Raw genomic sequence first — 13,502 nt, 5'->3', positions numbered from 1 at the left:
AACTCTCACCCCTACACCTGAACTACGAGCCAATGATAAGACCCTATAATACTTTCGCCTCCACAAGAAAAGATAAATAACCGAACAAATAAAAAAACAGTTCTATGTGAAAGATCTTATAATTCAATCGGTATGGATTATTAGGAGTTGTTGACGCAATAATATACAGTAAATAAAACCTTATTTAATCTCAGGATATACTCAAATGAAAATACAAGAGGATCTTCACGAACGACGAGCGCTTAAAACTTCAATAGCTGTTACCTTTCTCTTAGCTGTTGTAGGTATTTTATTTGGGCTACTGTCGGGTTCCTTGGCTATCGTCTTTGACGGTATGTTTAATATAGTTGATACAATGATGTCAATCCTGGCTTTGTTTGTTGCCCGTCTTTTAACAAGAAAGGGGAATCGTAGATTTCAATATGGTTACTGGCATATCGAACCTATGGTACTTGTTTTGAATGGTAGCATCCTCATCCTTCTTTGTACTTATGCGATGATAAATGCCATTGGCAGTTTAATGTCTGGTGGTCATGAGCTTAATTTTGATTGGGCATTTACATTTGCCCTTTTAGTATTTTTTTTATCAACTGGCATGTATTTTTATTTGATTAAAAAAAACCGAACAATTAATTCCGAATTCTTGCGTTTAGACATCCAAAGTTGGTTAATGTCTGCATTGATTTCCTCTTCTCTCTTAGTGGCATTTGGCATCGCAGCTTTGTTGCATAGTGGGGCCTATGGATATTTTACTCCCTACATTGACCCCCTTATTTTAGCGATTCTTACTGCTTGTTTGATTTTTGTGCCTATGGCCGCTGTCCGTGATGCCATGCGAGACATATTTCGTATGGCACCCTTGGATCTTGACGAAAAAATTAGAACTTTTTTAGATGAGCTTACCAAACTGCGTCATTTCAAAACCTATACAAGCTACGTTGCAAAAATAGGACGTGCACAATTTATTGAAATACATATAGTAGTCCCCAAGAATTTTCCAATTTCAAGCATTGAAACCTTGGATGAGATTCGTAATGAAATTGCGTTGGCTATTGGAGAAGACTCTCCTAAACGTTGGCTAACCATCGCCTTTACTGCAAATGAAGATTGGATTTAACAAGACTCTTATTCAATTTTCCCTATATAAATTCGCGAAGGTATGCGACCTAAAATGGTGAGTTTGGTATCTGTGTCACTTTGCAAAATGACTTCCATCTAATGACAGTCTTCATACTACAATTAGAACATGAAAGAGGGCATTTCTATGGCAAGCAGGAACCCCTTATACCTGGAAGACTGTCTTGATATTTTTTTTTGCTCCTGCCCGTCATTATGGTTTTAGTGCCGGGGGGATTCTAGTCCCATCCTGGCCCATTAATTGTTTTGATAATCATCCATTATTATATTCCATATTATTATTTAATGAGAGTTGATCTTTTTTCTCTTCTCTAGCACCAAATAAGCGTGGGTTATACTCTCCTGAGAAATTGTTCTTTTGGGCTGGTGATATTTGAAGATCATTTTTATAATTCTCTTCAATCAGCTTTTTGACTAAAATATTAGAGTAAAGATTTTTTGTTTGTTTAAAACCCTGCGGCGCCCCAACTGTTGGAGGTGTCATTCCATCATGTTCTGCTAAATATTTTGTAATCCATGACTCTTCATAAGTTTTACCATCTATCGCAACAACAGGATTTATAAACAGTCCCTTAGTTTCTTGACAAATCAAGCAGGGCGGTATTTGAGAAACATCTACACCCGGACGTTTGTAATGCATTAATAAATCTTTTACCAAACGATTAGGAAGCAAATCTTCCTTGCTTAATGGCAACCGTGATAAAGGATCAGTTTTTAAGGTAGTTGCTGTTTTTATGTCGTAAGTAATTCCAGTTGGAACAATAACGGGTTCTTCGATGGAAGTAAAAGATATTGAGTCTTCAAACAGCTCTTCGACTTCAAAAGCCAAATTACCAAATTTACATAGCAAAGGATTGATAATTTCCGGTCGTCCTTCTGTAATTAGAACATTAAGAATTTCTTTTTGTTGGGTGACAATGAGTTTTTTGAAATACTCCTCACCCTCTTCAAGAGTAAAAAAGGACATCGGCGCGCCCGCTTTTAACAGAACTCGAGCTACTTCAATTTGATTTGCATGTAATGCATGAATCAAAGGAATATCATACTGAGAAAGCATCGTTTTATCATTTGGGTGAAGGGTGGCCATTGCTTCAATACATTTCCAGGCTTTACAAGTTACCGCCAGTTTCATGGGTGACAAACCCGATTTATTCAGCATCGTCAAACTGGCTCCATGATCGAGCAGCAGTTTGATGAATTCAATACTCCCCTCTTCCACCGCTTTATGCAATCCGGTATTCCCATTGGCATCAATAAGAGTATTAGGAGATACTTTATTCTTTAATGATTCTTCTACCGCTTTTAAATTTCTCTCTGCAAATGCTTGCTTATAGTTTTCCCTATTTTTTTCCTCCATGATTTTTTCAAGGGAATACTTTTCTTCAATTAATATTTTAACCAGGCGATTTTTGTATAAAGGCCTATTAAGCTGCAAATGACCTCGAGGCGTTTTGTTATTGTTTTTTTGCAAATAATCTGTAATCCACGCTTTTTCGTACGTGAACCCATCCCCCGCTACAACGGGCTCTTTATAAACATCACTGGTTTCAGGGCATATTAAACAAGGGGGGACCTCCATAAGATTCACATGAGGATGTTTATAATAGGCTAACAAATCATAGACGATTAGATTTGGAACCAATTCATTCTGCTGCAATGATGCTCTGGTAATTGGATCATGATCTAACTTTTTTATATCTTGTGCGTTATAGGTTGTTCCTTGCTTGGTAATAACTGGGTTGGTTAGTTCTTCACCCATAATCATTTCTTCAAAATAGTCTCTAACCTGATTAGGTAAAATACCAAATTTCATTCGAAATTCTTTACTTCCTGATAATAAAACACGAATCATATCATTCGATTGATGAGCAACCATTTGTTGGTAATCTTGTACACCTTGATCGGTATTAAAATAACCGGGAAGTACTTCCATACCTTGCTTTAGCAAAATCATCAGTATGTCTGGCTGATTTACTTTTAATGCTTGCATAAAAACCAATTGGTATTGAGTCCAAGTACTTTTATCTAGTGGTCGTTTTTCCAAAATAATTTTAAGTAGATCCCAGGACTGCAACTTCAAGGCTAACTCTATGGCTGTTACTTGGTTAATGTCTCGAGTATTAAGCTGAATATGGTTATCCAAAAATAATTGAACCATGTCCCCTCTCTTATGGGTAATGGCGATATGTAATCCGGTCTCCTTATTAGGACCCAATAGAGCATCCACAGAAACATCCTTTTTTGACAAAGCGCCTGCAACAACGAAAACTTCGTTATTACTGATTGCAACTGAGTACATTAATTCTTGAATTACTGGAGATATAGATAAAACGGCAACCATTTCATCCTGCTTGTTCGCTATCAGTTTTTCAAAATAGAGTTTACCTTGAAGCGTCGTAAAATATTTCATCGAGGCGCCAGCATGAATCAAAATCTGGACCAACTCAACCTGATGTGCACGTAAGGCGGCGAGTAATGCCGCATCGAGAGGTTCATTATGTACCGGATCATTCTCGACAATTGTTTTAATACAGTTCCAGGCTCTATTCTCCAACGCCAGTTCTAAAGGAGTTTTACCTTGTTTGTTTTTACGATTTGAAACAGCTCCATTTTGCAATGCAAGGCGAATCAAGTCTAAATTTTGCGTATTTACACCGATATGCAGGATTGTATTGAACTCACTGTCCATGACATCAACTAAAGATTTATTTTGCTTTAATAGTTCTTGTGCAAAAATGATGTCGTTTTTTTTAATAGCATCAAGGAACAGGAATTTTTGGACTATAGGCGATTGCCCGAGAACAGCCAGCATGTCTTGCTGATTGTTGTTTATGAGCCAGTGAAGGTAATTGATGCCCGCACTCGTGTTGAAATAATCCATGGATACATTAGCATCAATCAATATTTTTATTATATTCACTAGTTTGGCATATACTGCTGTTTTTAGAATTTCTTGACTTATTTCCTGATTCGCAAAGTCTTTGGACGCTGCCATTACTTCAATACAACTCCAATTTTGGCTAGAAAAAGCTAATTCCAGTGCTGTTTGGCCCTCTTTATTTTGACGATTGATTGAAGCGCCATACGCCATCGCCAATTTCACCATTTCTAAACTTTGCGTTTTTACACCAATATGCAACAGGGTATTGAATTGAGCATCAACCACTGTATTAACAGAAACCTTAGCCGCTAATAGTCGATTAATTTCTTCAATATTACCCTGCTGAACCGCCTGTTGATATGCTTCTCTGGGAGATATTTTTTTTGCGATTTTGGGTTTATCTCTCTCCATTAAATTATAATTGGCCTGATCGTTATTATTAGATGTTTCCCGCTTGCTCCCATAATCAGCGATAAGCTGATAGCACTCCCAAGCCTCCATTTCTACTGCTAATTGAAGTGGTATCCTCTGCTTTTTGTCGGCAAGATTTAGATTAGGTTCATATTGTAATAACAACTCAATTAATTTTTTATCCCGTTGTTTTACCGCCTGATGCAGAGCTGTGCTCGACTCACTATCAATGATCATGTCCACAGATGTGCCCGAGTCAAGACATGTTTTTACTTGGGTTAAATCCCCCCTCTTCACAGCCTCTATGAATGGAGATGTCACCTGTTCATTTTGAGGAGAATGGAAAATTTCCAGCAAATTCCTGTCAGTTGCTTCCAATTTTGGATTGTGCTTCAACAAAAAAAAGTCGGCAATCAGAGATAAGCAGTCATAACTTTCATTAGAAGCCGCTAATTGAATGGCAGTTAAACCTTTTCTATTTTTTAAACTTATGTCTGCATTATGTTTTAATAATAATTTGAGCAAGTCTTTATTTTGGAACCTAACGGCATAATGTAGTCCCGTGTTCAGATCTTTATCGCGGATATTAGGAGAAACTTTATTTACAGTTAAGCAATGTTCTACAGTGCTGATATCGTTATTGGATAAAGCAGTTAAATAAATTTCACGTACAGATAGAGTAGCATACACAGCGGTATTCTCCTTAAGAATTGAATACTGAGGTAGAACTTTTGCATTCTACCTCTAGGAGTTAATTTCTATTTTTAATTGTCAGGAGCAAAAAATCTCCAGTTATCATTGGCATGAAACTCCATCCTGAGCCGACGCTTCATGAGAGGGGTACCCTTTGAACAATGAGTCAACCTTTCTCTTGAAAAAAGCCGCCTTAGAAACAAAACGTTGATAACTCTTATTAATATCCTCCATGCATTCAGCCATGCGAATGGTATTTGCTACCTGAAATTTGATTTTTTGATGGATGGCTTCACTGGCATTAACCTGTTTTAATACATCGATTAATTCTTCAGTCGATAATTCTTTTTGGAAATCTCGTAAAGCCAAAAGTCCTTTCCTGATTCTCATTAAATAGCTGGTGGGTTCACCCGCTTTAAGCGCTTTTCGAATATGTTCTGTTAACAGCACATCAAAGTTTGTATGAAACAATTTATTTTTTATGGCTGCTATGGGAACATCGGACAGAACCTTGGCTAATTGCTTTAACTCCACTTCACTGGGCGGGTGCAAAGACATTTCACCAAAATCATACAATCCCAGTTGGTGGTTTTGATGACGTAGTTGATTGCCATGCCGGTCAGAATCAAAACAATCACCCCGTAGAATGTTAATGAGTTCCACCGTAATGACTGCTTTTGCAATGGCTCGGCGAATTTCCCTGTCTTCTGAAGTTTGGTTGGGGAGCTCATTAAATTCGGTTCCATAGACACGTTCGATAAATCGATAGCCTTCCCCACTTTGAATCAAATGAGCCGGGTTCATGGTGAAAGTATGAGGTTTATCATCTACCGTAACGGTGATGGAACGAGCGTATAATCTGGCTGCAACCTGGTTTTGCTGCTCGCTTAACTTCCTGTCCATTTCAATTTTCGACAGTTCTTTGGCTTCACTGATAATCGATAAAATACTCTCCCGAAGGGGTACCATATCGATGTGCGGGCAGGATTCAATCGTCTTTTGCAAATGCATAAAGCCTTCTTGTGCATTTTTGGCTGCATTTTCACGCAACATCAAAAGCACCACGTCTTGTCCATTTTCTAACTCAACTTCCAGAGCCAAATTATAGGAAGCTGAGCCTAAAAGCGCTCCGACATGTTTTATCATTTTGCGATCGTCACGAGAAACCACCTCGCGCAAGAGCCGCCATAACTGCCAACGATGAGGTGGGTTCGCCCGCCCCTTTAAATGGTCCAGATCGCGGCGAATATGCTCCGGTGTATTTGGATGACTATGAACTGCTTGAGCAAGTTTTACATAAGCAGGCCCCATATGTTCACATAACATGGCTAATTTTTTACCTGCGCTCGGTGATTGGCCAGACCCATTCGACTGATTGGTAGCTACTAGCATTCCTGCTAACAAATGGCTGCGAATGTATTTATCCGCCGTCTCCAGATAAGCTTTCAGCAAGGCGTAAGCAAAATTTTCCTCTTTATCTGTTTCGGAATGAGGGAATAATTTATGAGCAACGTAGGAAAAGGCTTCTCGGTAGGCATCTTCCATCTCGTCAGCGGTTTTTACTTTTTTGGTAGGAATAAGCAAGTGATCTACAATAACCGCTCGCTCTTCCAAACTCAAATCCCAGAACTGCGCATACAAAGTTCTCAACATTAAAGCAACAGTTCCAGGTTTGTCGTTTTCAATTTCTGCCAAATTATCACTGTAGCCTAATAGTTTTGCCAGCTCGTTTATTTTATGATGGGTTAATAAATAACTGGAAAATTTATCTGTTGTTTGAGTGCTAATGGGAGAGGATATAAACTCCAGGAACTCTTTTATGTCGTTCTTGTCTTCGCTTAATTTCCGAGAGGCTGCGGCCAGGGTACTTATCGAAAAATCCATCGTTTCCTGTTGATTAGTCGATAAATATTTATCAGGCTCTAACAAAATGCCCAAATGTTCCGTTACTTCCCACTGGGATTCGATGGCATTAGCCAATCGTGAAAGCATTAATGTGACGTCTCTTTTTGCCATATTTTTATACAGATGATTTATTATGGCAATCATCTTTTCCTTATATTCCTGAGATTGGTCATCTTGATTATATTTATCTCTTAAGTCTTTGACTAACTGATCAATGGCTTCATTACGCAGAGAAATATTGCTAATCGGAAGACTGATCGCATTCTCTACGAAGAGAAGCTCTTCCAATGCCTGGATACGCTCATCACGCTCTGAAATCCCTTTTATCCGCTCGATAACCAACCGGGAAAAATGCTCTTGCACTTCAATGGAGGGAAATATTAATTGTGAATCAAACATTCGATAAATAAGGATTAAATCATTCGGCGTTAAATGGTTTGTTCCACTGGCTTCTTGAGGCAAACTCCAGAGGAATGATTTAAATATATCGGCGCGATCAACAGGATTAATTACAAACAGATTGGCAAGTTTTAGTAAGGCTATCGTATCTTGGGTTAATACCTCATAATTTCCATGTTGTTTGATATGTTCCGTAAATAAGCCAGATGCAATTGAAGAGGCATGGAACCATTGTTGATCTTTGCTTAACGTCAGTAGCTGTTCCAGACACTCAAGGCTGAGTGATTCAAAAGGCAAGCGAAAAATGTAAATGAACGTCTGGGGTGGGATTTCATATAAAAACATGGAGACAGTACTGAGTAATTTCAGTTGTTCTTCTGTGTTAAATAAATCAAATTTTTTGTCCTGAAATTGCTGATTGAGAAAAAATTGAACATATGGGGAGTTATAATGTAATGTTGATTTTATCTCTGTAGAAACCTGCTGCAAGTGCTCCAGATCTCGTTTATCTTCTCGCCCCAGGAAAAAGCTTTTCACAACTGCTTTCTCTTCTGGAGTCCCATTCATGGCTATATTGGCAAATTCAGTCAACAAAAATTGAATGGCTAGGTTGTCAACATTTCGAGCTTCATGTTCTGAAGGTTTAATTAATACTGACCAATTCAAATCATAATACTGTTTCAATTTATTTTCAAAAGTGTCCTCGACAAAAAACATCTCGAAGTTGACATTAAATTTCCGAAGCACATCCTCAGACAAAAACGCTAATATCGCCTCATAATAGTTATCACCACCATATGCAGCTAACTGTCCAGTTAAATGAGTAATGGGTTTGTATTCACTATAATTAATGACGAAAGACAATAGTTTTTTCTCAGGCAATACAGACCATAAGTTTTGATCCTTCGTAATCCCAAGGCGCCATAATGTCTCGCCAATAATAGAACTCTCATCTTTTTGTACCCATTCAAGATGACTCGACCAAGGCACCTCAGTCACATTATCTTGAGACGTAAAAGTATGCCACTCGATGTGCTCACCAATAATTGACCCAAAAAATCGCTCATCTCCCACAGGCATGCGTTGATTCATTTGCTCAAATTGGTAGGTATGAGCTCTTGCCCGACGAAATGATAGGCTAAGATGACCTATATATTTTTCTTGTAACGCTTTTAGTGTCTCGGCCGCCTCTTTCGCTTCCTCGAAACTTTTTGCTATGACAAACGCATCAATTGCATTATTTATGTCCTTAAAGATTCCAAGTGGAGGTACCCGGACGGTATCTTTCAAATAATTTTTACTCGTGAAATGTTGATGTACAAGAGCCAGATAAACAACTTCAAAGGATGGGATTCGCAACTCAAAAGCGCTTTCAATTAATTCTTCCGCTGCTTTTTTTACTTCCGCATTGTTCAAATCAATATCCATCGCATGTAAAATACGACAGAAATCCCTTACCTTGATTCCCGTACTACGCGTAATTTCATAGGGTAATAACTCCACCGTTAGCTCGGCTAATCTGGACTCTAAAAACTTGAGTTTCGCTACGGTATTTTCACACGCATCACACTCTTTCTGAAAAAAAATTTCTCGTCTAATCGGAGTAACAGCTTTTAAAATAGTATTGGGTAAAGACGTTTGTTGTTTTTCATCACGTTCATTTTCTTTGATAGCCAACCAGGTTAATAAATTTTTTATACGTTGCTGATAATCCGCTAATGTCACTTGTCGATAATCATGTATCAAATGAAATGGATTGACATGACTCACATCCCATTGATGTTGGTTCTGAAAATGAATGCTTTTTCTTAAATAACTAATACCTGCTTGTACATTATGGCATTGATCAATGGTTAATTTATCGAGTTTGAATTGCTCTTCGGCTGAAATCTCATAATAAATTCCAACACCTTCGTGTTTCAGATAAAGTAACTCATTGGCTAAAGCGAACTCTAATTCTTCAACTGTATAAATGCCATCTTGCATCTGCTTAAGAAAATCGTTGTGGATTACTATCGCGGGTTTAGTAAATCCTGCCAACGAACGAACCAATCTATTACCTGTCGTGGTAATAAAAATCTCAATGGGTTCATTGAAATTCTGGGGCCGTAATTTATGAATCAGTTCCGTAAGAAATGCTTTAGTTTCTTCTAATCCTATTTCATCCAACGAGTGCAATTGATGTTCTTCCATCAGCAATGGCCTACGTTTTTCTATGTCGTTGTTCCCTGTCATCTGATAATATTGGTTCGCATCTCGGAGTGACGAGCGCAGAGTATAATCTTTATCTGTAAATTGGATAGATTCCCATGTAGCCCCTTTCGGGTAAGAAATGTAAAAATAAGGTAAGGAATTATAATCCTCTGTAAGACATGCTATCTTATTCCATGGATCTAAAAGGATCCCTCCCCATTGGCTGATGTCATTGAGAGGACTATCGGGATTACGGCCAATGGCTAAAAATGTGTGGCCATCTGACGGATTACCATCATCATCAAAGTAATGGATACTAATTTTCTCAACGGGGGTATCACTATCAATTAAAAATTCATCATATAATCTCTTAAGGGCAATGCAGGTATGTTCATCACAAAAACCCGTACTGATTTCCGGTTTATCAAAATATTCTGCGTTTGCAAATATTTTAGATTTTTGGACTACTTCTAAAACTTTTTTATCACCCCCCTTTTGGAGAAGAAAAGCATTTTCCCGATTAAATTGCTTGTCAGAGGAGTCTCGATGTTCAACCAGTTCAAGAGTTTTTTTAAATCGATAAGCTAATTCTTCGTCATTAATCGTTAATGGTAATCCCTGCGTTAGAACATGAATAAAATTATCAGCATTGATTTCAAGATAGTCATCCATTTTAGAGACGTCAACAACCCTGCTTCCTCTTCCCAAAAGTTTTTGTGCTCTTGCAATTTTTTCACATAAAATTGAAGATTGTCTTAGTATCATTTGCTTGAAATTTTGTTTCTGGGTATTGTCTAGATTGTGCGGCGATTCTATCTGCTTATCGAGACAAAACTCCTTGAAACAATCATTGATGAATTCAAAAATTTGGTATTCAATTTGTTTTTCTTTTACATATTTTTCGTACTCTTCATAGCTCTGATCATGAGCATCAAGATATTCCATTTCGTATATACATGATTCTAATTGCTCCTCTTCAGGCGTTTTTGCTCTTCTGTCCTGTTCATATGCTTTCATTTTGGTGCGATCAATTTGTTCAAATTCATCATAGCGATTCGCTGCCAAAGGAATTTTTTGATTAATTGAATCTTTAATCTCAATACATTTCTTTAATAATTTAATTCTCTGCTCAATGCTTTTCATATGAATCCCGTTAATGGTCAGTATTACAAACAAGTAATTTTTAAAATTAAGTGGTTTTTGTATAAACTGACTGATTAATCGAATATTAAGAAAATATTAAGACCCATATAAAGATATCTGTCGCCTTTTTCACTATGTTGCAATTTCATCTTTTCAACCTAACTGTATATTAAAATTTTTGCTAAATAGGGATACAGTTGTTATTTTTATTTTCTATATGAGATAACGTGACACGGCTTAATGAAAAATTTCTTTGCAAAAGTAGCGATCTTTTTCAAAGAACACTAATGATGCTGTCTATGTTGTGACGTCACTCTGAAACAGAATATATTCCAGTTGAGACTTAGCGAATCTCAGACTAGAGAAAAAGATTAAAAAGTGTGGGGATCGGGAGGAGTTGTAGCTATTCTGGCAATATCAATCACATTCAAAGATGGAAATTGAAATAAATGTCTTTCTTGAGAAGAAAGAGTCATGCTGTTGACTATGTTTCGTGAACATATTGTTCTATTTGGAACTTTAATTTGTGCCATATTCCTAATAACTAGCTCAGGATTAGTGGTACTAACTCCTAAGTCGTTGGAAGCTGAATTTATGGTCTGAAAAATTAAAGTATTCATCTAGAAAAATATTTTTTACGAACATTTTGCTGAAGTATTACACAATTCGAATAATTTAACAATACAGTAAGAAATTTTTTTAAATGAAACCATCTTGGCCCTTTGACTATCGTTCGGTAGGGATTTACAAGTCCTACATTCAGGCAGTGTATGTCCTTAATAAGACTGATTTAAGACCCTTTAATTATACCTAACCAGAATATTTGTTTGCTACATTTCTCAACAAATCAATAGTGTATAACGCAAACCATCTCAAACCTTCCAATCTTCCATTTCTCTAATTAAGTCATTTAACCCAGATTTCGCTATGTTTCTCAATAAACCAGTTACACATAATATTTCCTTAATGATCAACAATTATACTATCGGTTGTAAAATTTTTCACCAACTCCAAGTCGTACTCAGTTTTAAAGGAGTCTCTAATGCCTCAGATAACCGGTCGTGATATTTATTCCATTAAAGAATGGCAAACCATTTTGGATGGCTCAAAATATGATAAAGAAAATACAATAATTGAGCAAATTTCCGAAGCCATTACGAAATATCATCACTTGGAAAAGAAAGAGGCAGACAATATCTTCGATCGTAAGGCCCTGTTAATTCAAATCGAAAGACTTTGTGACCACTATATTACGGAACGAAGAGAAAATTTAATCTCCAAATCGAAGGGTGAGGTAAAAAAATTAGAGGGTAGCGTTGATTACTGGATTTTATCCCTAAAAAAGAAAGCAAATTCCAAATTACATTATCTTAATAAATTAGAAGAATTTCTAACCAACGCCAAGCCACATCATATTCAGCGCAAGGAGATGATTGAGCACTTGAAGGTACGTAACCAAACTAATACCCCATCACGATTAAAATTATTTAGTGGAACATATCTAGAAAAAATTGATCCAGTACATCGGCAATTTGAATTTAACATGAATCATTTACCCAATAAAAAATCGGGATTGAATGCCGCCTTTTTAGACTGGATTAAAAGTGAGGACCCTACTCCCTTTTTTTTATGGCTGGAATCTCATGAAGTACTGACGCAGAATACTGTTATCGACAAAAAACATAAGATTAAATTAATCGATTATGAGGTACAAACAGCCCACATAGTAACTTTCAAAAGTCTTGATGGTCAAAATTTTCTGGTTTCCAAACAAAAAAATAGTGATGCAGAGGCGGAACCACTAAATTCAAGACTTATGAAGAATTATACATTTAAAATGGGCTCGGCCTTTGGTTCCACAGCTTTTGTCTGGAGTATGGATAATGAAAATGATTTTATTACTCATCCTCATCAGGAAGGTAAGTTCCATCATTCCTCATTGAGCTCGGGTAAAAGCGTCCGTTGTGCTGGTATGTGGGCCGTTAGTAATGGGATAGTTACCCACATTAGCAACAGCAGTGGTCATTATCGACCAAGTTCATTGTCCTTTTATTTACTGATTAAGTTTTTAGAAAGTAAAGGAGTCATTAATAGCAATACCAAAGTGGCTGATTTGCGCAAAGAAAATGAAGCTATCGATCCGAGCAAACCATTCGGAGGTAAGAAAAGTCCTTATATATCGTTAGAGGAATATCTCAGTTGGGCAGAGGAACTACCTGAAGTACAGGAATACCTAAATAACATTAAGAAACCAGAGGATACCTCAACATCGTGCATTATCCTATAATTTAAGTTTGTAATTCCTTTTAATCAGATACGTTTTTACCTGACTTTTATAATGATATTACAAATAAATTGACTTTCAACCTAAAAGAGTTGTAACCTAGTCTTAGCTAGAAAATGTCTATTTTATACTCTCCAAATCGTCGTTTTATTCATTTAATCCCTCGTTCGGTAGTTTCTAATTCTTGACCGGTTTCCGGCTAATTCGCCTATAGAGGCATTACAAATTTATATTGAGGATCATTATGTCTAAAACAGTAAACGGAGTCGTTAAATGGTTTAACGAAGCTAAAGGATTTGGTTTTATTGAGCAAGAAAGCGGGCCGGATGTATTTGCTCACTTTAAAGAAATTTCAAGTTCTGGCTTTAAAACCCTCACAGAAGGTCAGCGAGTACAATTCGTTGTGACGCAAGGATCAAAAGGCCTTCAAGCAGAAAATATAGTAGCTATATAATT

5 protein-coding genes are annotated in these 13,502 nt (G+C 37.0%); 3 read left to right on the top strand and 2 right to left on the bottom strand.

Annotated features, from left to right (window positions below; translation table 11 throughout):
- Positions 1-205: 205 nt before the first annotated feature.
- Positions 206-1,117 (top strand): cation diffusion facilitator family transporter, encoded by a 912-nt coding sequence (locus BU07_RS0107620; protein WP_031564861.1) that lies wholly within the window; start codon positions 206-208, stop codon positions 1,115-1,117.
- A gap of 273 nt (positions 1,118-1,390) precedes the next feature.
- Here BU07_RS0107620 and BU07_RS0107615 read toward each other — a convergent pair whose 3' ends face one another.
- Positions 1,391-5,119, bottom strand: coding sequence for an ankyrin repeat domain-containing protein (locus BU07_RS0107615; RefSeq protein ID WP_031564858.1), 3,729 nt, complete (start codon positions 5,117-5,119; stop codon positions 1,391-1,393).
- A 105-nt stretch (positions 5,120-5,224) separates the two neighbouring features.
- Positions 5,225-10,762, bottom strand: coding sequence for a hypothetical protein (locus BU07_RS0107610; protein WP_031564857.1), 5,538 nt, complete (start codon positions 10,760-10,762; stop codon positions 5,225-5,227).
- Between the two features lie 1,042 nt (positions 10,763-11,804).
- Here BU07_RS0107610 and BU07_RS0107605 point away from each other — a divergent pair.
- On the top strand, positions 11,805-13,049 hold the full coding sequence (locus tag BU07_RS0107605) for a hypothetical protein (protein ID WP_031564855.1): 1,245 nt from the start codon (positions 11,805-11,807) through the stop codon (positions 13,047-13,049).
- A gap of 241 nt (positions 13,050-13,290) precedes the next feature.
- Positions 13,291-13,500 carry a cold-shock protein gene (locus BU07_RS0107600; protein WP_031564854.1) on the top strand — a complete coding sequence of 70 codons (210 nt, stop codon included), beginning with the start codon at positions 13,291-13,293 and terminating at the stop codon, positions 13,498-13,500.
- Positions 13,501-13,502: the final 2 nt, after the last annotated feature.

Source organism: Legionella wadsworthii DSM 21896 = ATCC 33877 (assembly GCF_000701265.1).
Classification (GTDB): domain Bacteria; phylum Pseudomonadota; class Gammaproteobacteria; order Legionellales; family Legionellaceae; genus Legionella; species Legionella wadsworthii.
This window is presented reverse-complemented; position numbering and strand designations above follow the sequence as displayed.

What these genes read in the sequence shown, in the direction of transcription:
- BU07_RS0107620 (WP_031564861.1), top strand. Translation starts at nt 206, where the DNA reads ATGAAAATACAAGAGGATCTTCACGAACGACGAGCGCTTAAAACTTCA.
- BU07_RS0107600 (WP_031564854.1), top strand. Translation starts at nt 13,291, where the DNA reads ATGTCTAAAACAGTAAACGGAGTCGTTAAATGGTTTAACGAAGCTAAA.
- BU07_RS0107605 (WP_031564855.1), top strand. Translation starts at nt 11,805, where the DNA reads ATGCCTCAGATAACCGGTCGTGATATTTATTCCATTAAAGAATGGCAA.
- BU07_RS0107610 (WP_031564857.1), bottom strand. Translation starts at nt 10,762, where the DNA reads ATGAAAAGCATTGAGCAGAGAATTAAATTATTAAAGAAATGTATTGAG.